Below are 22,322 nucleotides of genomic sequence, written 5' to 3' on the forward strand. Positions count from 1 at the left end.
ATTCAATCGAGAAGGCTTGAATTAGTTGCATTCCTCAGCAGAAAGGCTGCGGGCTTCATCGACCAACATGACCGGAATGTCATTGCGAATGGGGTAAGCCAAACGATCTGCTTTACAAATGAGCTCATGCTTTTCAGCATCTAAATGCAAAGTGCTTTTGCATAAAGGACACACCAAAATCTCTAGTAATCGCTTATCCATATTTGATCTTTGCTATCTTTTATAAAGTGTATTGATTTGGATCAGGCCTTAGCAATATAGACTGCAACCAGTCCGCCAATGTATTGGGTATTTCTAAAGTCATCGGAACCACCCAAATACGTTCATCGTGTATTGCAGAACATTTTACGGCATCCTTTTCCGTAATCAGAATGCATTCAGCGTTAATGGAGGAGAAAAACTCAGGGCTGTAGCTAGCATGATCGGCTAAGCCAATACCTTTACCTGCAATGCCTTGCTTTAATAAGTCATCAAAAAAGCGCTGTGGATTACCAATGGCTGCAACAGCGGTAATCTTGTTTGGGAGGTAAGTGTCTGCAATGACAGCCAGCGATTGAGTATTGCTAGGATTAAAAAGTTGATAAGGCCTACCTAAATGGCTGGCTAGTGTGAAAGCCCGCCGCCCCAGAAAATATTCATCGATGTGGCTAGAAGATGTGTTTGATCCAGTCATTAAAGTAGCATCCCGTTCGCGAGTAGCTGGCTCACGTAGAGGTCCCGCAGGCAGTAAGAAACCATTGCCTTCTTCGCGTGCATCTCGGACTACGAATTCGATATCGCGACCACCCTCACGTGCGGGCCAGCGAACAAGGCTGCGATGTTGCAGTCCATCATCACTAATGATCACGTTCACTGCGGGATCATGCTTTAGTAGAGACTGAATACTGAGCACTCGCTTGGGATGAACCCAGATCGGAAATTGATTGTGGGTACGCTTAGCAATCAGCACTGGTTCATCGCCAACTTTTTGGGGGTTGGAATCACTCTTCACTTGGAGGGGCGTACTCAGTGCTGAGGCACCATAACCCCGACTAATAATCCCGGGCCTCCATCCAATGCGTGCGAGTTGTTCGGCTAGTGCAATCACGATAGGCGTCTTACCAGTGCCACCTACTCGAATATTGCCAACAATGATGATTGGTACTGCTTGTGGTTTGCGCCTACCTAGGTTCAGATCATTGATTAGATCCAAAGCTTCATTTACCCAACCGTAAACCTTAGATAAAGGCCAAAGTATCAGACTTGTTGGCCCACGTCTTTCCCAAAACTGGGGCGCTTTATTTAAGAAAGAAGATTTTTTAGGGGATGACATGAGGGGCGATTTGTTTAGCTCAATTTTTTACTTAAGTTATTTACTTTTTAGTAGTTTGACTGCTAAACACAATATTAGATAGATTGGCGTCGCGTGCAGCCTCTAAGGCGCTCATGACTGCCTGGTGCGGTGCTTTTGCATCTGCATCGATATTTACTTGGATTGCGTTGTCTTTATTGAGAACATTGAGGCTATTGCTGAGTTGACTGCGGTCAGTCACTTTGCCATTAATAGCAAAACGCCCATCGCGACTCACTGCTATATGAATTTGCTTTAGCTCCGATTGGCTTGCTGCACCATTGGCTGTTGGTAGCGTGATCGCCAGCTCTTGGTAACGAGTGAAGGTTGTAGAGATCATTAAAAAGATCAGCACTACTAGCAACACGTCAATAAAGGGAATGAGATTGATTTCTGGCTCAACTGGGATTGAGCGCACCCCCAATGAAAACTGGCCGCGGTACTGAAGCTTGTTGTCTAGCCAACTCATTTGGTATTGGCAGAGTGCGGATAGAGTTTTTTAAATAATTGACGGGTAAATTCTTCACACTCGTGTTGGCGTTGATTAGCCATCGCGCGTAGGCCACGCCAGGCTGCTAAAGCAGGAATGGCAATCAGTAATCCAAAAGCGGTGTTGTACAGGGCAACGGAGATGCCATGAGCAAGTTGTTGTGGGCTGCCCGCACCGCCACTAATTGCGCCTTGACTACCGAAGATTTCAATCATACCGACGACTGTGCCAAAGAGTCCTAGTAGAGGGGCAACCGTGGCAATCGTAGCTAGAGCGCCTAAGTAGCGATCAAGCTTGAACCAGGCGGACTGTGCGCTGGCTTGTAACTCTTCTAGCGCTGAATCTGCAGTGCTACCTGCAACTTTTTCACGAAGGAGGCACGCAAAGAGCGATCCCACTGGGGAAAGCTGGCTAATTGCGCTAATCTCCGACGCAGAGATGGCTGAAGCAGTTTTTTGCTGAGAAATAGCATCAGCGAGCCCAAATACCGATTCAAGGCTGTCTTTTGGAAAGATATGAATTTGGCGCAAATACCAGGCGCGCTCAATGACAATCGCCAGCCCGATAATGGAGATGATGAGAAGGGGCCAAATAGGCCAACCAGCAGACAGTAAGATTGAGTACATAAGCTCAGTACTTTAGCTGAATTGAAAATGGGTTTTAACAAAGGCATCCTGTGGATAACTCTGTGTAAAACTTTTTAGAAAATGCCTTGTAAGTACTTGATTGATGGTGATGACACCCCATTTTGGTGAAATCCCCTTAAGATGGGGCTTAAGAATTGATGATATAAATCAATGAGATACGGATTAATTGTGGGTTTTATGAGACGTTTTGGGTCAGTAATTACTTACTTATAGAGCTCAGACCTAGGCTGTATGGGCTTCTGTGGATATTTATTCACCAATAGACCTCATAGCTGTGTAGAAAAAGAGAAAAAATGTCGGAAATATCACGAGAAATTCTGAGTGTTGGCGATTTAAACCGCGCCATTGCAAGTTCTTTAGAGGAGCGCTTTGATACCGTGTGGGTTAGCGGGGAAATTTCTAATTTCAAGGCTTATGACAGTGGGCACTGGTATTTCTCACTAAAAGATGAAGAAGGCCAGATCCGTTGCGTGATGTTCCGTGGCCGTAATGGCCAGGTTGGCTTTATGCCGCAATCTGGGGATTTGGTGGAGCTCGCCGCAAATCTCGGGTTTTATGTTCCGCGGGGCGATATTCAGCTGACAGTGCAAAGTATGCGTCGCGCAGGCATGGGTGGTCTTTATGAGGCCTTCTTAAAGCTCAAGGCTAAGCTGGCAAAAGAAGGGCTATTTGATGTCGAGAACAAGCACCCCATCCCGACCCATCCAAGATCGATTGGCATTATTACTTCGCCTCAGGCTGCAGCACTAAAAGATGTGCTGAGCACTTTAGCAAGAAGAGCGCCGCATATCCCAATCGTGATTTATCCAACGCTAGTGCAAGGGCCAGATGCGCCAGCAGGAATTATTTCCGCTCTGAAATCTGCCGAAAAAGAAAATGCAGTCGATGTAATTTTGCTAGTGCGGGGTGGGGGCAGTATTGAAGATCTTTGGGCATTTAATGATGAGAAGTTGGCTTACGCTATTGCACAGTCCCCCATTCCGATTGTCAGTGGTGTTGGTCATGAAACCGATGTCACGATTGCGGATTTTGTAGCTGATTTGCGTGCACCCACTCCTACGGGCGCGGCAGAGTTGGCTGCACCACGTCGCGATCAGATGTTGCAAGAGTTAGATGCCATCATGCAGGCACTCTTACAAAGAATCAATCAGCGCATCGAACGTGAAGCGCAAACCTTGGATCAGCTGGCACTCAGATTAAGCCATGCATTGCCTAATCCTGATCGCATGCGTGAGCAAATCACGAGCTGGCAGCAGCGACTAAATCAAGCGTGGCTTGTGCGCGTAGATGCTTGGAAACGCAACCAAGGGCATTACCAATCTCAGTTAGAAATGCTCAACCCACAACGAACCCTAGAGCGTGGCTATGCAGTTATTTTGAGCAAGGAAGCGCAAGCGATGCATGCAGTACGCAACCCCAAGGAACTCAATACCGAGCAGGGCTTCCAGGTGCGCCTGGCTGAAGGTCAGGTAGAGGTGGAGTTTTCTAAGCTTGAAGTGAATTGATGAACCGCTATGAATTAGTTTGATGTTTTGATATTTTTTCTGTACAAACACACTATGACTTTATTAAGAACTTTTTCGCTATTTGTAGTGGCAGGCTGTGGAGCTATCTTGCTGAGCTCCTGCACCGGCAGCTCCACCCCCAACAATGTGGTTATTAATGGAACAGTGAGCTCGGGTGGAAGTGCTCCAGCGGTGGCAATTGGGGGCGCAACAGTTTCTATTTACCAAGCCCAAACCGGCACCCCAATATTAGTCGTGCAAACCACCACAGATGGAGCGGGTAACTTTACTGCCAAAGTACCCGTTAGCAATACCAACACCAATAGCAATCCAGCTCTTTACTATGCGGTTGCCACCAAGTCATCAGGCATCCAATTAATAGCGAGTCTGGGGAGCGGTCCATTGAGCGCCGTCAAAATTAATGACTTAACCACTGTAGCCACTGCTTATGCTTTTGCTCAATTCCTGCAAAGCGATCTCTCTATAGCGGGTTCAGCAATTCCATTAAGCATTGCAGCGGGCATGGCTGAGAATCTCGTTGCTGCCGAATCTGGTTCAGCCTCAATAGTGATCCAAACATCACCGAATGGATATGAGACCAATACCTGGAGTGCGCTCGGAAGTCTTGCAAATAAATTAGCTGCGTGTACTCAGGGCTTGAGTAATGCTTGCACTGCTTTGTTTGCGGCAACACCTGCATCTAATGCCGCATTGCCAACGAACACCATGCAAGCTGCTGTCAATATTGCTCTCAATCCCGCCAATAATGTCACGGGTATTTTTAATTTGGTAAATGCTACAAATGCGTATTCACCAGCGCTGACAGCTAACCAAGGTCCTAGTGGCCTCAACTTTCAAAAGCTGCAAGCGTGGACGATGGCCCTTAAAGTCAATAACAGCGGCAATTCCAATTGCCCCTTTGGTGGCCCTGCCAATGTGGCATTTGATGTTAATGGCTATGCTTGGATTAATAACAATGTGCTTCAACCCACAGCCAATTCTTCGAATTGCTTAATGGTGCTTCAACCCAACGGCAAGCCTGCTACAGGCCTGCTCAATACTCCAAATTCTCCAATTACCGGTGGCGGAATCCTGGGCTCTGGCTTCGGAATAGCCATCGATACCTTAGGCAATATTTGGTCGGGTAATTTTGGTTGGGGTAATAGCTTCCCTAGTAGTGGCAGCGTTACCAAGCTTTCGTCTTTAGGTGTGCCAGTGTCGCCATCTACTGGTTATACAAATGGACTCTCACGGGTGCAAGGTATTGCAGTTGATCAATCCAATAATATTTGGATGGCCAGCTATGGAAATAATTCAGTAGTGGTATATCGCAACGGTAGTGCCAGCAATGCTGCTAGTTATACCGATAGTAATACCGAGCCTTTTGGGGTGGCCATTGCAAGTGATGGCAGTGCTTGGGTTAGCTATACCGGTTCAGATACCGTTTCTAAGCTGAAAATTACTAATGGAACAATTTCTAAGTTGGCGTCAGTCATACTCCCAGCAGGAAGCAATCCTAAGGGGGTAGCAGTTGATTCCCTGGGAAATGCTTGGGTTGCTGCTGGAGCCAATTCCACCGTGTATGAGATCAATTCCAGCGGCACAATCATTGGCACCTATACCGGTCAAGGAATTAACGGACCATGGGGTATTTCAATCGATGCTAAAGGCAATCCATGGGTGGCTAATTTTGGAGATGTAGCTTTGCCACTGGATCAGGTCCCCTATAGCGTTGTGCAGTTGTGTGGGGCGACTGGAAATTGCCCGGTTGGGGTCTCAACGGGTACGGCTATTTCTCCGGCTACTGGGTACACCTTGCCATCAGCTGGCAGCCAGGTGTTATTAAATTCTGGAGTGCCTTTATATGGCACGGGCTCGCTCCCATCCTATCGTCCTTTGATGAGGTTAACCTCGGTTAATGCAGATATGGCTGGAAATATTTGGGCCGCGAATAACTGGAAGCCAAGTGCTGTATCTGACCTTAGCAATCCTGGTGGCGATGGAATGGTGATTTTTATTGGTGTAGCCGCGCCAACCAAAGCGCCGACATTAGGACCAGCTCAAAGTCCTTAATTGCTTCCAAGGGATTTCTCTAAATTCATGTTTTAGAAAATATTGGGCTCAATCTCCAGTTGCACGCCAAATACTTTATTCACTTTGTCCTTAATGGATTGGGCAAGAGTGAGAATATCTTTGGCTGTGCCGCCACCATGATTGACCAGCACCAAGGCTTGGTTTTGATAGACCCCAACAGATCCCATTGTTTGGCCTTTGAACCCGCATTGATCAATGAGCCATCCAGCAGCAAGCTTGCGCATGCCTGATTGATCTGGGTAAGACACCATCTCTGGAAATTGCTTTTGTAGCGCTTCGAACAGAGTATTGGGGACAACAGGGTTCTGAAAAAAGCTTCCTGCATTACCAATCACTTTGGGGTCTGGTAATTTTTGTGTCCGAATTGTGCAGACGGCCTGGAAAATATCTTGCGCGCTTGGTGCTGTATTGCTATCAATAAATTGTTTAGCTAAATCTGCATAGTGAAGGCGAGGTGCCCAGATTTTGGGGATTTTAAAAGCGACCTTTGTCACGATATATTGTTGGGGATGTTGCTTGAAGTAGCTATCGCGATAGGCAAAGTGGCATGCTTCTTTTGGGAGAGTGACAAAGGCATGGGCCCCGGTATCGAACGCTTCGATACTGTCAATAAAGTCGGCAACTTCCGCTCCATAGGCTCCAATGTTTTGTATTGGCGCTGCCCCTACGGTCCCGGGGATGAGGGCTAGATTTTCGAGGCCAGGAACATTCTGCTCTAGAGTCCAAGAGACAAATTCATGCCAATTGACGCCTGCCCCTACGGCAATATAGGTGTTTTGCTCATCGACCCGAAGGATTTTCTGACCGGCAATATTCATGAGTAATGTTGCCCCAGGCAAGCTCGCTGGAAGTATCACGTTGCTACCACCGCCCAGAACCCGCCAAGCTAAGTTCTTTTCCTGAATATCCGCCATTAAAGATGGGAGCTCATTTGCGGCGCTGATCTCGTACGCTAATTCAGCGCTAACCTCAAAGCCAAAGGTATTGCGGTCTTTCAGCCCCATATTGGGGGTCAATTTTGGCGAGAGAGGCGCATTTTGTGCGGAGTTCATGCCACAATCTTATTCGCAATCGTATTTGCGCAGGCAAAGTGCCCAACAAGATTACCAAGATATGACCTAAGGAGTAGATATGCCAACATTTGACGTAGTTTGCGAACCAGACATGATTGAGTTGAAAAATGCAATCGAGCAGTCTAATAAAGAGATTACCAATCGCTTTGATTTCAAAGGCTCTGATAGCCGTGTAGAGCAAAAGGATGAAACCCTCATTTTGTTTGGTGATGATGATTTCAAATTAGGTCAAGTTCGCGATGTCTTATATGGCAAGATGGCCAAGCGTAACGTAGACGTACGTTATTTAAAAGACGATAAAAAAGAGACTATCGGTAGCGACAAGCGTAAGCAAACGATGAAGATCCAAAAAGGAATTACTTCAGAGTTGGCTAAAAAGGTGGTGCGCATCATTAAAGACAGCAAGATTAAAGTTCAGGCGAGTATTCAGGGTGACGCAGTGCGGGTTACTGGTGCTAAGCGTGATGATTTGCAAGAAACGATGGCTTTGCTCAAGAAAGAAGTTACTGAAGCTCCTTTAGCCTTTAATAATTTCCGTGACTAATGTGTAAATGATGGGCTATCAATTATTTTTACCTTGCGAAATTGGGACACTTTAATTCGCATTGTTTCTGCGCGATCCATGAGTAAGAGAGAAAGGGCCTGTTATGAAAAAGCCTAGTAAATTGACCATACCAAGCTTTACAAGTGAAAAAGAAGAGCGAATTTTTTGGGAAAAAAATGATGCTTCTGATTACTTTGATTTGTCAAAAGCTAAGCGGGTGACTATGCCCAATTTGAAGCTGACAACCGCTTCTATATCCTTGCGCTTATCTCAAAGCTTCCTAGAGGGCGTTAAGTTGCAGGCTAATAAGATGGATGTTCCGTACCAGTCTTTGATGAAGATTTGGCTGGCGGAAAAATTGGAAGAGGCGACAAAATAACATGCATCCCACAAGCCAAGAAGCCATCGAGCGCTTCTGTGATGCTTGTTGGTTGGAGGATGGGCTGGCACAAAATAGCTTGTCAGCCTATCGTCGAGATCTATTGCTCTTGGCTCAGTGGCTTTACAAAGACTCTGGTACTGATCTTTACGGCGTTACCGAAAAAGATCTTACGGCTTATATTGCCCATCGTCGTGCAGATAAGGCTACTACCGCTAATCGACGTCTCACGGTATTTAAACGGTTTTACCGTCATGCTTTACGAATCAATTTAGTCAAGAGTGATCCCTGTATTGGTTTGCGTGCGGCAAAACAAGCTTTGCGCTTTCCAAAGACCTTGAGTGAAGATCAAGTAACTACTTTGCTCAATGCCCCCGATGTCGAGACCTCTTTGGGCTTGCGTGATCGCACCATGCTCGAATTGATGTATGCCAGCGGTTTGCGTGTCTCAGAAATCGTTTCACTAAAGACGGTAGCGCTGGGCTTAAATGAGGGCGTTGTCAGAATCGTCAACGGTAAGGGTGGCAAGGAGCGTTTAGTGCCATTTGGTGGCGAAGCAGGGCAGTGGTTAAGACGCTACTTAGCGGAGGCTAGAGCACCTTTATTAGAGGGCAAAACTTCAGATGCGGTGTTTGTGGGCCGGCATACGGGAACAGGTCTGACTCGGCAGGCATTCTGGGCGCTGATTAAGCGCTATGCCACTATCGCCAATATCCCTGTCGCTTTATCTCCCCATACCCTTCGCCATGCATTTGCAACCCATTTGCTCAATCATGGGGCGGATTTAAGGGTTGTGCAGCTGCTCTTGGGTCATGCTGACATATCCACTACTCAGATCTATACCCACGTGGCTAGAGAGCGTCTGAAGTCGATTCATCAGCAGCATCATCCTAGAGGCTGAGGTTTCTAAATGGTATCATTTTGTGATATCACTTAAGCGATGAATAGCAGGCACCAGAAAACCCTCCAAGCAGTGTTTGCCAAACCCACTTCAGCAGCAATAGAGTGGAGAAAGACTGAATTATTGTTAGTGGCAGTCGGTAGTCAATGCGTTGAGGGTGAGGGTGAGGGCGACGGTTCAAGGGTAAGTTTTTTGATGAATAATCATCGATTAGATTTACACAGGCCTCATCCTGGCAAAGAAGCAAAGAGGTATCATGTAAAAGATGTTCAAAGTTTTTTGGTTCTAATAGGAGTTAAGCCATGAACAAACCGCTAAGTTATAAAAATTATTCCGCCAATGTTGAGTTTGATGCCGATGACCGTATTTTTGTTGGCCACTTGACTGGCATTACGGACATCGTCTCTTTTCATGGCGAGTCTGTTTCAGAGCTAATTAAAGCCTTCGAATCAGCGGTTGATGGGTATATCACTATGTCTGAGATGCATGGTGTAAAGCCACAAAAACCATATTCTGGAAAGTTGCTGTTGCGCATTTCACCTGAAATTCATGCAAAAGTGGCGAGAGTTGCGCAGGCGTCTGGAAAAAGTATTAATGCTTGGGTCTCTGATGTGCTGCAGGCGGCGTGACTGAGTCTCATGCCTGTTACCCCTGCGCACTTCATAGGTAAGTAAGCGCGTAAGTCATTCTTAGCTCCAAGACTCTGCTTGTGTTGCTACCCAGATTTATACCCATGAAGCTAGGGAAGGTCTTCAATTGATACTTCAGCAGCATCACCCTAGGAGCGCTTAACTGAGTATATGAAGTGCTCCTGCAGATCTAGGGCTTAACCCAGTTCTCTAGAGCTAGGTTTGAAACCCTTTTAAATTCTCGTAAATTATTCGTCACTAGAATGAGCCCCTGGCTAATTGCATGGGCGGCAATGTGAATATCGTTCTCACCAATAATTTCACCTTTTCTCTCTAACGTTGCTTTAATTTGACCGTAGTGTTGAGATGCCTTTGCATCATACGGAATGACTTCGAGATGGCTTATGAATTCTTCAATTGCTTCTAAATTCTGAGCAGCATTTGAATTCTTTTCTGCGCCATACATTAACTCGGATAGGGTGATGCTAGAAATTGCCATTCGACTTGCATTTGTATTGAATATTTTCAACACTTCAATTGGCCTACGTTTAAGTACATAAATCACAATATTGGTATCGAGTAAATACTTGAGCATTACAGACTTTCTCGCTCTGCAGGTTTTTGCTCTCCACGCTGGTTCATAAAGTCGTCAGATATGGATGGCCCGCTTAGAAAAAAGTTATCCCAGGTATTTTCAAGGGGCGTAATAATGCGTTCACGACCACGAATGCGGACAATGACTTTCTTCACTTCATCGGGTAAGCGGGCTTGGGCAGGCAATCTAACAGCTTGACTGCGATTATTGGTAAACACTGTCGTAATGGTGATTGACATGGCATATCCTTTTGTATATAGCAGTAGTATATAGTATTTCAAGCAAGGCTAGTATGCCAAAAAACATTCCCAAGAGAAGTGTTTAAGATATGAACATGACTTTCACTTTAGACCTGCTATTAATACCCATTGCCTACCTCATAGGCTCGATCTCATTCGCGGTGGTGGTGAGCAAATGCATGCGTTTGCCCGATCCCCATTCTTATGGTTCTGGTAATCCTGGCGCCACTAATGTCCTGAGGACGGGCAATAAGCTGGCCGCAGTGCTGACTTTGGTTGGCGATGCGCTGAAGGGATACTTAGCTGTGATGTTGGCTAGAGTTCTATTGGGTGATGAGTCCCTAACATCTACTTTGGGATCCTGGGTTTTATGCGGCGTGGTGATTGCGGTTTTCTTGGGCCACTTGTTTCCAGTATTTCATGGCTTTAAGGGTGGTAAAGGGGTTGCTACCGCCTGCGGCATCTTGTTTGGCATCAATTGGATCTTAGGTGCAGCTACTTTGGCTACTTGGATCATCGTGGCGATGTTTATACGCTACTCCTCTCTTGCTGCTTTGGCCGCTGCCGTGTTTGGTCCTGTTTACTTTGTGTTTTTGTTTGGCTTTCAGCCAATGGGCATTGCACTTTTAGTAGTTTGCTTCTTACTCATCTGGCGGCATCGTAGCAATATTCAAAAATTACTGAATGGCACGGAGTCACGCATTGGCTCTAAAAAAGATAAAGCACAAGCTCAGGTTGATACAAACACTCAAGGTCAATCATGACCATTGCTTTTGCTTGCGTGCTGTTCATGGGCTTATTGCCCTATGTAGCTGCAGGTATCGCTAAAAAAGGTTTTGAGGCTTATGACAATGGCGCACCGCGTCAGTGGCTGGCAAAGCAAACCGGTTTTCGGGCGCGTGCTAATGCGGCTCAAGCCAATCTCTTTGAATCCCTCCCGCTATTTTTTGCGGCAGTAATCATCGCGCACATAGGGAATGCACCTCAGCTTAGAGTAGATTTACTCGCTCTTGGCTTTGTAGTGGCACGCATCGCTTACCTCATTTGTTATGTTGCTAACTGGTCTACGGCAAGATCGATTGTTTGGTTGATTGGTATTGTTTGTGTGGTGACCATCTTCTTTCAGATATCCATCTGAAAACTGTAAATAAAAGCTAAAAAAGTAATTTAGAAACTCACGAGACGCAATTGATCTATGGCCACTAAAAAAATTCCTGCTAAGACCCCCACAAAGAAATTGCTAGCAACAAAGCAAGTATTGAAAAAGACGGCAGTAGCTAAGAAGGCACCTGCTAAAAAAGTGACTAGCGTAAAAAGTGATGCTGGCACCCCTTTGTCCGTGGTCATCCGTCGCCGTATCGAGGCTCAAAAAGCACGCTTTCATGCGAATGACAATATTTCCAGGTTTATTCAGCCAGGAGAATTAGAGGGCTTAGTAGATGAAGTCGCTGAAAAGATGCAGGCAGTATTAGAGAGTTTGGTGATCGATACAGAAGGTGATCACAACACTCAAAATACCAGTCGTCGTGTTGCCAAGATGTTTGTGAAAGAAGTCTTTAATGGCCGCTATGTAGAGCAGCCAACCTTAACCAAGTTCCCAAACATTAGCCGCTTGAATGAGTTGATGATCATCGGCCCGATCACTGTTCGTAGTGCTTGCTCACATCACCTTTGCCCCATCATGGGCCGCATTTGGATTGGGGTATTGCCGAGCAAAGAGTCCGCACTGATTGGATTATCAAAGTACTCCCGTTTAACGGAGTGGGTCATGTGTAGGCCGCAAATCCAGGAGGAGGCAGTAGTGGAATTGGCCGATATGCTTGAGAAGAAAATTAAGCCAATTGGTGTGGCGATCGTGATGGATGCAGATCACTTCTGCATGCAGTGGCGTGGCGTGAAAGATCGTGATTCAAAGATGGTCAATAGCGTGATGCGTGGCGCTTTCCTTAAAGACTCTAACTTGCGTAGAGAGTTTTTATCTCTTCTTGATAAGAGGTAGGGGCATAGGCATGGCATTCCCTAAGCTACTGAGAGCTTTACTCGGGACCACCATCGGACTTTTGGTGGGGATGTTCCTATGGGGATGCTCTTTATATCCCGATGTGAACAGCGACCCCGCTAAAAACAACAAGGCAGCCTTTCGTCAAGATGCTATAGATTGCGCCCAGTCCTATCCAGAAGCTGGGTCAGGCGCCCATATCAAGCAACGCATTTCTTGTATGAATCTAAAGGGCTGGCATTAGTTCTGCGCGGCAAATTCAATTTGAGAATAGTTCTCAATAAAATATTCAAATAAATCAACTACTTAGATTCCCTATAGCTGAGTAAACTCTTCTGTTCTATGATCCATTGAGTTACATATTTTGTTGTCTTTCACTCTCTGGAGAACGTATGAAAAATAGTCGTCGCCAATTTATGATTTTGTCCGCTGCTGGTGCTTGTACATTGGCTTTGAACGGTAAAGTTCAAGCCCAAGCCATGGTTGCTGAAACCGATCCACAAGCTGCTGCATTGGGTTACAAAGCTGATGCTTCAAAAGTAGATAAAGCAAAGTTTGCAAAGTATGCTGCTGGTCAAAAGTGCGATAACTGTGCTTTGTACCAAGGTAAAGCTGGCTCTGCTGCTGGTGGTTGCTCACTATTTGCAGGCAAGCAAGTAGCTGGCGCAGGCTGGTGTTCTGCTTACGCTAAGAAGGCTTAATGGCTAAGAAGTTAAATTGCCTCTATTGATGGCAATTAGTACAAATGGCACCCTAGGGTGCCATTTTATTTTCTAAATCAGCTTTAGTGCGCTCCTAAGATTGAGCTTAGCGCTTGCTATACTAATAGTCTAAATTAATTCTTTAAAAACAGTAACTTGAAATGAATTTCGCGCATTTATCACTACCGAAGTGATGCAATTCTGGAGGCCATAGGTGTGGTCTTTTTCGCCATTTCTCTTTTTAGAGCTTGGGAGCGCTCCTCAATGAAGTTATGGGGCTATGTAAACTCCAATAAAGCCAAATTGCGATAATAAAGCCTATAAAATCATGACTTATTTACAAAAAACATAAAGGCTTTGTACATTTGCCCATGACCAACACAAGTTCCGCCAATCCAGCAACTCAAGTTTTGCCGGTCATCCTTTGTGGTGGGTCAGGAACCCGTCTTTGGCCCTTGTCTCGTTCAGGCTTCCCAAAGCAGTTTTTGGTGCTGTCGGGTGACGATTCAACAAAAAGTCTCTTTCAGCAGGCGGTAGAGCGATTAAATGCTTTGGGAGCTGGAAATTCACAGTCTTCAAATATGGCTATTGGTCAAACACTGATTGTCACTAATGAAGAGCATCGCTTTCTGGTGCTTGATCAGTTACGTGAATTACCCCATATACAAGCAACCTTATTGTTAGAGCCAACTGGTCGCAATACTGCTCCAGCGCTGACCTTGGCTGCGCTGTATGCAAGCGAGAAAAATGCATCTGATCCGATTTTGGTAATTACGCCTGCCGATCAAACTATCCAAAATGGTCCCGCCTTTACTAAGGCACTGCAAGACTGTATCAATGTTGTCGTATCTGATGAGACCAAGAAAACGATTGCCATCTTAGGCATTACGCCAACTGCGCCAGAAACCGGTTATGGCTATATTAAGAAGGGTGGCGCTCAAGGTGTCCATGGTGAGTTTGCCGTGGAGCAATTTGCAGAAAAGCCGGATGCAAAAACTGCACAATCTTATTTAGAGAATGGCCATTATTTCTGGAATAGCGGTATGTTTGTTTTGCGTGCCAGCACTTGGCTTGCCGCATTGAAAGAATTTCGTCCCGACATTTTGGGTGCTACAGAAACTGCTTGGGTCGCAAGAACTTCTGATCAATCGGGCGATACCGAGTTTGTGCGCCCAGATAAAGAGATCTTCAAGTCGATTCCGAGCGAGTCCATTGACTATGCGGTAATAGAAAAATGCCCTGGATCTAATGGATTATTCACCATTAAGATGGTTGAGCTCGATGCTGGCTGGAATGATTTAGGTGCTTGGGATGCGGTGTGGCAAGTGGGTAAAAAAGATGACAAGGGCAATGTCACTAGTGGCGATACCTTGTTAAGTAATACCAACAATTCCTTAGTGCATGCTAGCAGTCGCTTAGTGGGTACCGTAGGTATTGATAACTTGGTCATTATTGAGACTGCGGATGCAGTATTGGTGGCCGATCGCGCTAATAGTCAAGATGTTAAAAATATTGTCATTCAGTTAGAGCAACAGCAGCGTGAAGAGAAGAACTTGCATCGTAAGGTCGCAAGACCTTGGGGCTGGTATGACAGCGTGGATGAAGGCGAACGTTTTAAAGTCAAACGTATTCAGGTAAAGCCTGGAGCAAGCCTCTCATTGCAAATGCATCACCATCGCGCTGAGCATTGGATTGTGGTCAAAGGTACCGCAGAGATTACCAATGGTGACAAGGTCATCATGCTCACTGAAAATCAAAGTACTTACATTCCTCAGGGGCAAACCCATCGTTTGGCTAATCCTGGCAAAACTGCTTTAGAGATTATTGAGGTGCAATCGGGTGGCTATCTTGGTGAAGACGATATTGTGAGATTTGAAGATACTTATGGGCGCTCGAAGTAATGGGCGCTTCCAATCTGACAATGAATCAGTCCAGCAATACAAATAAGCGGACCGCTTTAATTTGCGGTGTAAGCGGTCAGGACGGCAGTTACTTGGCCGAGTTGCTTTTGCAAAAAGGCTACACCGTTTTTGGTACTTCCAGAGACGTACAGGGCTCTTCTTTCTCGAACCTTGAAAAACTTGGCATCAAAGATCAGATTAGTTACATCTCGATGGTTCCGGAAGATTTTCGGAGTGTGTTGGTTGCCTTGCGCAAGAGCAATCCTGATGAGATTTACTATTTAGCGGGCCAGTCTTCCGTAGGCTTATCTTTTGAGCAACCTGCTGAAACGATTCAGAGTATTACCTTAGGAACTCTCAATATCCTAGAGGGTTGCCGAATAATGGAAGAGAAGAGCGGGCAAATTAAGATTTATCACGCTGGCTCTGGTGAGTGTTTTGGTGATACGCATGGCGAGCCAGCAAATGAGTCGACACCGTTTTACCCAATGAGCCCTTATGCAGTTGCAAAAACATCTGCCTATTGGTTGGTGAATAACTACCGCGATGCATATGGTTTATTTGCCTGTACTGGTATTTTGTTTAATCATGAATCTCCCTTGCGCCCAGAGCGCTTTGTAACGCAGAAAATTATTCGAGCGGTAAAACGTATTGCTCAGGGTAGCAAAGAGAGGTTAAAGCTCGGTCGCTTAGATATTGCTAGGGATTGGGGCTGGGCTCCAGAATATGTCGAGGCGATGTGGTTGATGCTGCAACAAGAGAAACCAGAAGACTTTGTTATAGCCACTGGTACCACTATTACTCTCGAAGAGTTTGTAAAAACCGCATTTGAGCAAGCCAACTTGAATTGGAAAGATCATGTTCTCCAAGATCCCAGCTTGTTTCGTCCCACCGATTTGGCAATTGGAAGGGCCGACGCTAGTAAGGCACAAAATGTATTGGGTTGGAAGGCCTCCACCAAGGGTATTGAGGTGGTGAAAAGAATGTACCAATCTTTATAATGACTTCTCTAAGAAGCTTAACTTGATTTAATCGATCTAAATAATAAAACTGAAGCTATGAAAAATAATCAAAAAGTCGCCCTTATCACCGGCATCACCGGCCAAGATGGTTCTTACCTTGCTGAGTTCCTGTTAGAAAAGGGTTACATCGTTCACGGTATTAAGCGCCGCGCCTCTTCTTTTAATACCGAGCGCATCGATCATTTATATCAAGACCCGCATGTCAATCACCCAGATTTAATCTTGCACTACGGTGATTTGACGGATACCAGTAATTTGGTGCGCATTATTCAAGAATGCCAGCCCGACGAGATTTATAACTTGGGCGCGCAATCGCATGTAGCTGTTTCTTTTGAATCACCTGAGTACACAGCTGATGTAGATGCAATGGGCCCACTGCGGATGCTGGAAGCTATTCGCATCCTCGGTCTGGAAAAGAAAACCCGCTTCTATCAAGCCTCGACTTCTGAGCTCTATGGCTTGGTGCAAGAAATCCCCCAAAAAGAAACCACTCCGTTTTATCCAAGAAGCCCTTATGCAGTAGCCAAGATGTATGCCTACTGGATTACCGTGAACTATCGTGAAGCGTATGGCATGTATGCCTGTAATGGCATCCTCTTTAATCATGAATCTAAGCGCCGAGGTGAGACTTTTGTCACGCGTAAGGTGACTCGTGGTTTAGCGAATATTTCCCAGGGCTTGGAGAAATGTCTGTTCATGGGCAATATCGATGCCCTGCGAGACTGGGGTCATGCCAAAGACTATGTGCGTATGCAGTGGTTGATGCTCCAGCAAGACAAACCAGAAGATTTTGTGATTGCTACTGGGGTGCAGTTCACCGTCAGAGAATTTATTATCCGTAGCGCCAAACAGTTGGGCATTACGCTCAAGTTTGAAGGCACTGCTGAAAATGAAAAAGCCATCGTTGCTAGTATTGATGGCGACAAAGCCCCGGCACTAAAAGTAGGTGATGTGATTGTGCAGATCGACCCACGCTATTACCGACCAACTGAAGTGGAAACATTATTAGGTGATCCCACTAAAGCAAAAACAAAGCTGGGCTGGGTTCCAGAAATCACCCTCGATCAAATGATTGTGGAGATGGTGGCAAATGATTTAGAAAAGGCCAAGCAGCATGCTTTACTAGAAAAGCATGGTTACTCAGTCGCGGTTGGTAAAGAGAATTAAATCCAAAATATCAATACAGAAATAAGATAAATAGACAAGCATGGATTTCAATCAAAAGATTTATGTAGCCGGTCATCGCGGGATGGTGGGCTCAGCAATCGTTCGCAATCTGCAAGCCAAGGGCTACAACAATATTGTCACCAGAACGCATTCTGAGTTGGATTTAACCAATCAGTCACAAGTAGCCAGTTTCTTTGAAGCTGAAAAACCAGACCAAGTCTATCTTGCTGCTGCAAAAGTAGGCGGCATTCATGCGAACAATACTTATCCGGCTGAGTTCATTTATGACAACCTGATGGTGCAGAATAATGTTATTCATCAGGCATTTCTTAGTGGTGTAAAAAAGCTGTTATTTTTGGGTTCAAGCTGTATTTATCCCAAGCTTGCTCCCCAGCCTATGTCTGAGGATGCGCTCTTAATGGGTAAGTTAGAGCCAACCAATGAGCCCTATGCGATTGCGAAGATTGCCGGCATCAAGATGTGTGAAAGTTATAACCGCCAGTATGGCCAAAGCCATAGGGTGGATTACCGCTCGGTCATGCCCACCAACCTCTATGGCCCTGGAGATAATTACCACCCCGAAAATAGCCATGTGATTCCGGCGCTCATTAGGCGATTTCATGAGGCGAAGGTGGCTAATGCACCTGAAGTAGTGATTTGGGGTACGGGAACACCTAAGCGCGAGTTTCTGTATGTGGATGACATGGCTGCAGCGTCGGTATTTGTGATGGATCTGGATAAGGCGATCTATGATCAGCACACATCGCCAATGGAAAGTCATATCAATGTGGGATATGGCAGTGATGTCACGATTGCAGATTTGGCAAAAGCGGTTGGTAATGCTGTTGGCTATCAAGGAAATATCGCTTTTGATACCAGCAAGCCTGACGGTACTCCACGCAAGTGGATGGATTCCTCTAAATTAAATCAATTGGGCTGGACTCCGAGGGTTGAGTTAGCACAGGGCTTGATGAATGCCTATGCTGAATTTTTAGCTGGTCACAGAGATGGCTAGTCAATTGCCAGTGATAGCTCAGGTGATATCCGTTTGCTCCTCCAAGGATATTGACGTCTGGACTGTGGCCGCAAAGCATGTTGTGCAATTTATCAAGGCGGACTCTTATTTGGTAATTGTTCCAGATAAAGAGGTTGAGCTATTTTCTAAGGTGACTTGCGCGCCATACCACGTCAAGCCTGAATCTGATTACGTTGGTGATGCCAAGGCAAGAATTGCCCAAATGCTAGATAGTACAAATCAACATCGAGTGGGGTGGTATTTACAGCAGTTCATCAAAATTGCTGCGGTGTTGACTCACAAGGATAGTGATGTCGTATTGATATGGGATGCCGATACCGTCCCCTTAAAGAATTTGGAATTTATTGGTACTAATGGGCAGCTAGTCTATTACCGCGGTGAAGAGTTTAGAAAATCGTATTTTGATTTTCTGGAGAGAGCATTAGGCTTGAAGCGTACGCAGACATTTTCATTCATTGCGCAAAGCCTTGTTCTGAAAGTGGCTTGGGCACGCGAATTGTTTCAGTCTTTGGAAAAAAATGCGCAACTTCCTTGGATGGATGCCATTTTGTCTTATGTAGATCCATCAGAGCCCGCTGGATTTGCTGAGTTTGAAACCCTAGGAACTTGGATCTGGCATCACCATCGCAATGATATTGTGATTAGTGACCGCCCTTGGTATCGCAATGGATTAAGTTTAGTGGGCAATCCACTCAAGCTTTCTGCGGCAGTATGGCGCGGCTTAGCTAATTCTTATGACTTTATTAGCTTCGAGGCATGGGATCTCAAATTGGGTATTCGCAATCAGCTAAAGATGGCGATGAGAAGGTTTTTATTGGGCCTGCAATCTTCAACAGGGGCTAAGGTCTAAACGGTTTCTAGTTATCAAATAGCTAGTATCAATATACATAGGTTAATACGAATACATGTCTACCCTTCATAGTAAGAAGAAATTCTTAGGTAAGTTGCGTAATTTAATCAACTTGCCATATCAGTTAAAAGATTTTGAAAATTCAATTAAATATTTTCAAAATCTCCAGCTCTTGGATCAAACCAAGGCGCTGCAGGCAGCCAGCAAAAACCCTCTGAATCAGTTTGGAAAGAAATGCTTTTCCCAAACCGATGAGGATGGCATTACTTTAGAAATTCTCCGAAGAATCAATGGTCTGAGTGACGGTGTCTATTTGGAGCTAGGCGTTGGCGATGGTATGGAGAACAACACCCTCATTTTGGCCGCTTTAGGCTGGAAGGGTATTTGGATCGGCGCTCAAGAATTATTATTTGATGTCAAAAAAACTAGTCAGGACCGATTTCAATATATTAAGGAGTGGATTACCCTGGAAAATGTTGCCGCTCTGGCAAAGAGGGGTTTGGCAAATCTGCAGCAGGATAAGGTTGATGTGATATCGCTTGATTTGGATGGCAATGATATTTACCTAGCGGAAGCCATGCTAGATGCAGGACTTAGACCCAAACTATTCATTGTGGAATACAACGGTAAATTTCCACCACCGGTTGAGTTCAAGATTGATTACAACCCCTCTCATGAATGGGTGGGCGACGACTATTTTGGCGCCTCATTAGCCAGCTTTAATAGTTTGCTTGAGAAATTCAATTACAGGTTGGTTTGCTGCAATTCTCATACTGGATCCAATGCATTCTTTGTTGATCGCGCATATGGGCACCTATTTGATGATATTCCTGTAGAGCTCAATGATCTATATGTCGGGCCGCGCTACTTTTTGTATGATCGCCATGGGCATCCACCAGCTGTGGCAACTGTCCAGAAGATTATGTCTGACTGCAATTATTGAGGCTCACTGTACAAGTGACTGCAAACCTCAATCATCACCTTTTAGAAATTCGGCGCCCTTCAGGCGTGCTGGTGACCGCCTTATGTGTGTTGTCTGCCATTCTCTATGGGGTGTGGATTCTTCCAAACACGATTTTTATTCGAAATTTCAGCTTAATCGTAGGAGCATTTTTAAGTCTTTTTATTATTTTTCCTAATTGGCGAATCTTGATCCAGCGGCGCGCTGCGCCCATCGCACTCATGGTCTTGCTATTGATTTGGGTAAGCATCCATCTTTTTTTTATTGGAGTGGATTACGAGGGGCAATATGCTGAGTACACCAAGATCTGGAAAAAAATAGCATTAAGCATCCCCTTTGCTTTAGGTCTTGGCTTGGGCTTATTGAGTTATGCAAATGATCCCGTTAAAACAAGGCGTTATTGGAATATCGTATTTATTGGACTGCTCTTGCCGGCGGTTACTTATTTTGTGAAGTGGGGCACTACCCTGATGGGTCAAAAATATGGTTTTGCCGTGCCTATTTATTTGATCCTAGATCCGGATCATATGGGCAGTCAAATGGGTATTTCGCGAGCATGGTATGTTTTCTTTTGCTTACCTGCGGTAGCAGTCAGCATTGGTTTGGTGGTGATGCGCTTAAAGAATAAGACTTTCAGCTTTTTCAATAGTTTCTTATATTTAGCCTGTATTCCATTCACGCTACTCATTTTTTATATTGAAAACGATCGCCTAGGGACATTTTTTAGCCTGGCTTTATTGCTGACGGCATTCATATTGATTGGTTTGGCTGTAGTGCGCAATTTCTCTTGGTTGACTCTAGCCATCTTTTTGCTTGCTATATGCTCTTCTGCATGGATCTTATGGGGATCTTTTAAGCAAAATTCACAATGGCTATCACTGATCGCAGATACCAAGGTCGCAGTTCAACAGGTGGATCGGCTAGACAATTGGCGCTATAACCGTATCCAAGCGAAGGGTTACCCATTAAACGACTTGGGTCAGCCCGTGAGTGCGTCTAACTATGAACGAATTTCTTGGGCCATTGTAGGCACTCGGTTTGTAGTTGAGCGGCCGCTGGGTTATGGGTTATTGAGTTTATCTTTTGGTAGGCTCTGCAAAGAAAAGTGGCCCGATTCAGAGATGAGCTGGAGTCACAGTGCCTGGCTAGACTTTACGTTGGGATACGGCCTTCCTGGCCTATTTCTATTGGGGGCAGCAATCCTTTTAACTTGGAGTAATAGCAAGGCATCGCCCGCACCTTGGCTATTGATTGGACGCTGGGCTTTGCCCATTCTATCCGCCGTCTTTTTAGTAAAAGAAATTTCCTCGGAAGTCTTTGTAAATGCCTTTATTTTCCTGATTGTTTTTACTTCAACCTTGAGTTTGAAGGTAAAGATCTCTTCGGCTTCCCGCGTCGATGACTCAGGTGGAATTGGGAAGCCAATTCCACCTACAAACCATTAAGCAATATGCAAAAACAGACAATACTTTCTCAGGTGATGGATCGATGCTTTAAGCCGTTTAAAAAGTTAGAGCGTTTCTTGGATGAAAAGATATTTAATCTCACCTTACTTAACCGCGCCGATTTACACACCCTGCCAGAAAAAATTTACTTAAGTCGATTGCTTCCCTTCTTAAACGTGGACTGTGTATTTGATGTGGGGGCTAACAATGGGCAATATGCACAGATGCTCAGAAAGCATGTCGGGTATCAAGGGCGGATTATTTCTTTTGAGCCCATCCCTTCTGCCGCGGATAAGATTAGAAAATTGGCCTTGCATGATCCGCTATGGACGGTTGAGCAAATTGCCCTTGATGAAGTTGGGGGTGTTGGCGAATTTAATATTATGCAAGGCGACCAATTTAGCTCATTGGGTACCCCAAGTCATGAGGCAAATGCTAATTTTCAAGATGCCAATAAGTCAATCAATATTATTCAAGTGCAAAAAGAAACGCTAGAAGAGGCTTATTCCCGACTAAAGGCCCAATATCAATTTGTAAGGCCATTTCTGAAAATGGATACACAAGGCTTTGATGTTCGGGTAGCTCGCGGTGGGAAAAACATCATCTCGAATTTTTTAGGTCTGCAAAGTGAGTTGGCAGTGCAAAAGCTCTATCAAGAATCCATTGATTTTAGGGAGGCCATTTCTTTTTATGAATCCCTTGGATTTACCTTGGGATCCCTAGTGCCCAATAATGGTGGGGGCTTTCCCGACATGGTAGAAATCGATTGCATCATGGTGAATGACGCCATGCTGGAAAAATCTTCCTAGACTTG

Annotated in this window: 26 protein-coding genes; 19 read left to right on the plus strand and 7 right to left on the minus strand. The window is 45.2% G+C overall.

The features are described 5' to 3' along the window. Window positions 1-21: 21 nt before the first annotated feature. From ICN12_RS05075 to ICN12_RS05090, 4 genes are read right to left on the minus strand one after another with little or no spacing between them, the layout of a single operon-like run. Window positions 22-201, minus strand: coding sequence for a Trm112 family protein (locus tag ICN12_RS05075; RefSeq protein ID WP_216271162.1), 180 nt, complete (start codon window positions 199-201; stop codon window positions 22-24). Window positions 202-220: 19 nt separating this feature from the next. Then, window positions 221-1,312, minus strand: a complete 1,092-nt coding sequence (lpxK, locus tag ICN12_RS05080) for a tetraacyldisaccharide 4'-kinase (RefSeq protein WP_216271172.1) — start codon at window positions 1,310-1,312, stop codon at window positions 221-223. A gap of 40 nt (window positions 1,313-1,352) precedes the next feature. Then, window positions 1,353-1,799, minus strand: a complete 447-nt coding sequence (locus ICN12_RS05085) for an ExbD/TolR family protein (RefSeq protein ID WP_216271174.1) — start codon at window positions 1,797-1,799, stop codon at window positions 1,353-1,355. Further along, on the minus strand, window positions 1,796-2,446 hold the full coding sequence (locus ICN12_RS05090) for a MotA/TolQ/ExbB proton channel family protein (protein ID WP_216271176.1): 651 nt from the start codon (window positions 2,444-2,446) through the stop codon (window positions 1,796-1,798). The genes ICN12_RS05085 and ICN12_RS05090 overlap by 4 nt, the downstream gene beginning before the upstream one ends. Before the next feature lie 314 nt (window positions 2,447-2,760). Between ICN12_RS05090 and xseA the strand changes: the two genes are divergently transcribed. Further along, complete coding sequence (gene xseA / locus ICN12_RS05095; RefSeq protein WP_216271177.1) at window positions 2,761-3,972, plus strand: exodeoxyribonuclease VII large subunit; 1,212 nt, start codon at window positions 2,761-2,763, stop codon at window positions 3,970-3,972. A 54-nt stretch (window positions 3,973-4,026) separates the two neighbouring features. Next, the gene (locus tag ICN12_RS05100; protein WP_216271178.1) at window positions 4,027-6,045 is read left to right on the plus strand and encodes an NHL repeat-containing protein; all 2,019 of its coding nucleotides are present in this window, start codon (window positions 4,027-4,029) and stop codon (window positions 6,043-6,045) included. A 32-nt stretch (window positions 6,046-6,077) separates the two neighbouring features. On the opposite strand, the gene murB is transcribed toward ICN12_RS05100, so the two are convergent. Next, window positions 6,078-7,118, minus strand: coding sequence for a UDP-N-acetylmuramate dehydrogenase (murB, locus tag ICN12_RS05105; protein WP_216271179.1), 1,041 nt, complete (start codon window positions 7,116-7,118; stop codon window positions 6,078-6,080). Window positions 7,119-7,197: 79 nt separating this feature from the next. Between murB and ICN12_RS05110 the strand changes: the two genes are divergently transcribed. From ICN12_RS05110 to ICN12_RS05125, 4 genes are all read left to right on the plus strand, one after another. Continuing rightward, on the plus strand, window positions 7,198-7,683 hold the full coding sequence (locus ICN12_RS05110) for a YajQ family cyclic di-GMP-binding protein (RefSeq protein ID WP_216271180.1): 486 nt from the start codon (window positions 7,198-7,200) through the stop codon (window positions 7,681-7,683). 103 nt (window positions 7,684-7,786) lie between these two features. After that, entirely contained in the window at window positions 7,787-8,062 is a 276-nt protein-coding gene (locus ICN12_RS05115) for a BrnA antitoxin family protein (RefSeq protein WP_216271181.1), read from the plus strand. Window position 8,063: 1 nt separating this feature from the next. Then, the gene (xerD, locus tag ICN12_RS05120) at window positions 8,064-8,963 is read left to right on the plus strand and encodes a site-specific tyrosine recombinase XerD (RefSeq protein ID WP_216271182.1); all 900 of its coding nucleotides are present in this window, start codon (window positions 8,064-8,066) and stop codon (window positions 8,961-8,963) included. A 302-nt stretch (window positions 8,964-9,265) separates the two neighbouring features. Then, window positions 9,266-9,592: a type II toxin-antitoxin system HicB family antitoxin gene (locus tag ICN12_RS05125; protein ID WP_216271183.1), complete on the plus strand. Its 327-nt coding sequence runs from the start codon at window positions 9,266-9,268 to the stop codon at window positions 9,590-9,592. Between the two features lie 190 nt (window positions 9,593-9,782). On the opposite strand, the gene vapC is transcribed toward ICN12_RS05125, so the two are convergent. Both vapC and vapB read right to left on the minus strand, forming a co-directional pair. Continuing rightward, window positions 9,783-10,187 (minus strand): type II toxin-antitoxin system tRNA(fMet)-specific endonuclease VapC, encoded by a 405-nt coding sequence (gene vapC, locus ICN12_RS05130; protein ID WP_216271185.1) that lies wholly within the window; start codon window positions 10,185-10,187, stop codon window positions 9,783-9,785. Continuing rightward, window positions 10,187-10,426 (minus strand): type II toxin-antitoxin system VapB family antitoxin, encoded by a 240-nt coding sequence (vapB, locus tag ICN12_RS05135; RefSeq protein ID WP_216271187.1) that lies wholly within the window; start codon window positions 10,424-10,426, stop codon window positions 10,187-10,189. The genes vapC and vapB overlap by 1 nt, the downstream gene beginning before the upstream one ends. 95 nt (window positions 10,427-10,521) lie before the next feature. Between vapB and plsY the strand changes: the two genes are divergently transcribed. The 13 genes from plsY to ICN12_RS05200 all read left to right on the plus strand — a co-directional run bounded on the left by plsY (window position 10,522) and on the right by ICN12_RS05200 (window position 22,317). Beyond that, complete coding sequence (gene plsY / locus ICN12_RS05140) at window positions 10,522-11,190, plus strand: glycerol-3-phosphate 1-O-acyltransferase PlsY (protein ID WP_216271189.1); 669 nt, start codon at window positions 10,522-10,524, stop codon at window positions 11,188-11,190. Beyond that, window positions 11,187-11,564, plus strand: coding sequence for an MAPEG family protein (locus ICN12_RS05145; protein WP_216271191.1), 378 nt, complete (start codon window positions 11,187-11,189; stop codon window positions 11,562-11,564). Before plsY ends, ICN12_RS05145 begins: the two co-directional genes overlap by 4 nt. A gap of 57 nt (window positions 11,565-11,621) precedes the next feature. Continuing rightward, the gene (gene folE / locus ICN12_RS05150) at window positions 11,622-12,425 is read left to right on the plus strand and encodes a GTP cyclohydrolase I (protein ID WP_216271193.1); all 804 of its coding nucleotides are present in this window, start codon (window positions 11,622-11,624) and stop codon (window positions 12,423-12,425) included. Between the two features lie 10 nt (window positions 12,426-12,435). Then, window positions 12,436-12,669 carry a hypothetical protein gene (locus ICN12_RS05155; RefSeq protein WP_216271195.1) on the plus strand — a complete coding sequence of 78 codons (234 nt, stop codon included), beginning with the start codon at window positions 12,436-12,438 and terminating at the stop codon, window positions 12,667-12,669. A 148-nt stretch (window positions 12,670-12,817) separates the two neighbouring features. Next, window positions 12,818-13,126, plus strand: coding sequence for a high-potential iron-sulfur protein (locus ICN12_RS05160; RefSeq protein ID WP_216225898.1), 309 nt, complete (start codon window positions 12,818-12,820; stop codon window positions 13,124-13,126). A gap of 371 nt (window positions 13,127-13,497) precedes the next feature. Next, window positions 13,498-15,027 carry a mannose-1-phosphate guanylyltransferase/mannose-6-phosphate isomerase gene (locus ICN12_RS05165; protein ID WP_216271196.1) on the plus strand — a complete coding sequence of 510 codons (1,530 nt, stop codon included), beginning with the start codon at window positions 13,498-13,500 and terminating at the stop codon, window positions 15,025-15,027. 20 nt (window positions 15,028-15,047) lie between these two features. After that, window positions 15,048-16,028 carry a GDP-mannose 4,6-dehydratase gene (locus ICN12_RS05170; protein WP_216271198.1) on the plus strand — a complete coding sequence of 327 codons (981 nt, stop codon included), beginning with the start codon at window positions 15,048-15,050 and terminating at the stop codon, window positions 16,026-16,028. Window positions 16,029-16,085: 57 nt separating this feature from the next. Continuing rightward, window positions 16,086-17,216 carry a GDP-mannose 4,6-dehydratase gene (gene gmd, locus ICN12_RS05175; RefSeq protein WP_216271200.1) on the plus strand — a complete coding sequence of 377 codons (1,131 nt, stop codon included), beginning with the start codon at window positions 16,086-16,088 and terminating at the stop codon, window positions 17,214-17,216. A 40-nt stretch (window positions 17,217-17,256) separates the two neighbouring features. Next, window positions 17,257-18,231, plus strand: a complete 975-nt coding sequence (gene fcl / locus ICN12_RS05180) for a GDP-L-fucose synthase (RefSeq protein WP_216271203.1) — start codon at window positions 17,257-17,259, stop codon at window positions 18,229-18,231. Continuing rightward, window positions 18,224-19,102: a DUF6492 family protein gene (locus tag ICN12_RS05185; RefSeq protein WP_216271204.1), complete on the plus strand. Its 879-nt coding sequence runs from the start codon at window positions 18,224-18,226 to the stop codon at window positions 19,100-19,102. The genes fcl and ICN12_RS05185 overlap by 8 nt, the downstream gene beginning before the upstream one ends. A 55-nt stretch (window positions 19,103-19,157) precedes the next feature. Continuing rightward, window positions 19,158-20,045, plus strand: coding sequence for a hypothetical protein (locus tag ICN12_RS05190; protein ID WP_216271211.1), 888 nt, complete (start codon window positions 19,158-19,160; stop codon window positions 20,043-20,045). Further along, entirely contained in the window at window positions 20,042-21,508 is a 1,467-nt protein-coding gene (locus ICN12_RS05195; protein WP_216271214.1) for a hypothetical protein, read from the plus strand. The genes ICN12_RS05190 and ICN12_RS05195 overlap by 4 nt, the downstream gene beginning before the upstream one ends. Window positions 21,509-21,513: 5 nt before the next feature. Continuing rightward, window positions 21,514-22,317, plus strand: coding sequence for an FkbM family methyltransferase (locus ICN12_RS05200; RefSeq protein WP_216271216.1), 804 nt, complete (start codon window positions 21,514-21,516; stop codon window positions 22,315-22,317). Window positions 22,318-22,322 lie beyond the last annotated feature (5 nt).

It is taken from the genome of Polynucleobacter sp. AM-25C3 (genome assembly GCF_018882335.1).
Classification (GTDB): Bacteria; Pseudomonadota; Gammaproteobacteria; order Burkholderiales; family Burkholderiaceae; genus Polynucleobacter.

Coding starts and splice junctions, on each gene's coding strand:
- ICN12_RS05075 (WP_216271162.1), bottom strand. CDS start 201: ATGGATAAGCGATTACTAGAGATTTTGGTGTGTCCTTTATGCAAAAGC.
- lpxK (WP_216271172.1), bottom strand. CDS start 1,312: ATGTCATCCCCTAAAAAATCTTCTTTCTTAAATAAAGCGCCCCAGTTT.
- ICN12_RS05085 (WP_216271174.1), bottom strand. CDS start 1,799: ATGAGTTGGCTAGACAACAAGCTTCAGTACCGCGGCCAGTTTTCATTG.
- ICN12_RS05090 (WP_216271176.1), bottom strand. CDS start 2,446: ATGTACTCAATCTTACTGTCTGCTGGTTGGCCTATTTGGCCCCTTCTC.
- xseA (WP_216271177.1), top strand. CDS start 2,761: ATGTCGGAAATATCACGAGAAATTCTGAGTGTTGGCGATTTAAACCGC.
- ICN12_RS05100 (WP_216271178.1), top strand. CDS start 4,027: ATGACTTTATTAAGAACTTTTTCGCTATTTGTAGTGGCAGGCTGTGGA.
- murB (WP_216271179.1), bottom strand. CDS start 7,118: ATGAACTCCGCACAAAATGCGCCTCTCTCGCCAAAATTGACCCCCAAT.
- ICN12_RS05110 (WP_216271180.1), top strand. CDS start 7,198: ATGCCAACATTTGACGTAGTTTGCGAACCAGACATGATTGAGTTGAAA.
- ICN12_RS05115 (WP_216271181.1), top strand. CDS start 7,787: ATGAAAAAGCCTAGTAAATTGACCATACCAAGCTTTACAAGTGAAAAA.
- xerD (WP_216271182.1), top strand. CDS start 8,064: ATGCATCCCACAAGCCAAGAAGCCATCGAGCGCTTCTGTGATGCTTGT.
- ICN12_RS05125 (WP_216271183.1), top strand. CDS start 9,266: ATGAACAAACCGCTAAGTTATAAAAATTATTCCGCCAATGTTGAGTTT.
- vapC (WP_216271185.1), bottom strand. CDS start 10,187: ATGCTCAAGTATTTACTCGATACCAATATTGTGATTTATGTACTTAAA.
- vapB (WP_216271187.1), bottom strand. CDS start 10,426: ATGTCAATCACCATTACGACAGTGTTTACCAATAATCGCAGTCAAGCT.
- plsY (WP_216271189.1), top strand. CDS start 10,522: ATGACTTTCACTTTAGACCTGCTATTAATACCCATTGCCTACCTCATA.
- ICN12_RS05145 (WP_216271191.1), top strand. CDS start 11,187: ATGACCATTGCTTTTGCTTGCGTGCTGTTCATGGGCTTATTGCCCTAT.
- folE (WP_216271193.1), top strand. CDS start 11,622: ATGGCCACTAAAAAAATTCCTGCTAAGACCCCCACAAAGAAATTGCTA.
- ICN12_RS05155 (WP_216271195.1), top strand. CDS start 12,436: ATGGCATTCCCTAAGCTACTGAGAGCTTTACTCGGGACCACCATCGGA.
- ICN12_RS05160 (WP_216225898.1), top strand. CDS start 12,818: ATGAAAAATAGTCGTCGCCAATTTATGATTTTGTCCGCTGCTGGTGCT.
- ICN12_RS05165 (WP_216271196.1), top strand. CDS start 13,498: ATGACCAACACAAGTTCCGCCAATCCAGCAACTCAAGTTTTGCCGGTC.
- ICN12_RS05170 (WP_216271198.1), top strand. CDS start 15,048: ATGAATCAGTCCAGCAATACAAATAAGCGGACCGCTTTAATTTGCGGT.
- gmd (WP_216271200.1), top strand. CDS start 16,086: ATGAAAAATAATCAAAAAGTCGCCCTTATCACCGGCATCACCGGCCAA.
- fcl (WP_216271203.1), top strand. CDS start 17,257: ATGGATTTCAATCAAAAGATTTATGTAGCCGGTCATCGCGGGATGGTG.
- ICN12_RS05185 (WP_216271204.1), top strand. CDS start 18,224: ATGGCTAGTCAATTGCCAGTGATAGCTCAGGTGATATCCGTTTGCTCC.
- ICN12_RS05190 (WP_216271211.1), top strand. CDS start 19,158: ATGTCTACCCTTCATAGTAAGAAGAAATTCTTAGGTAAGTTGCGTAAT.
- ICN12_RS05200 (WP_216271216.1), top strand. CDS start 21,514: ATGCAAAAACAGACAATACTTTCTCAGGTGATGGATCGATGCTTTAAG.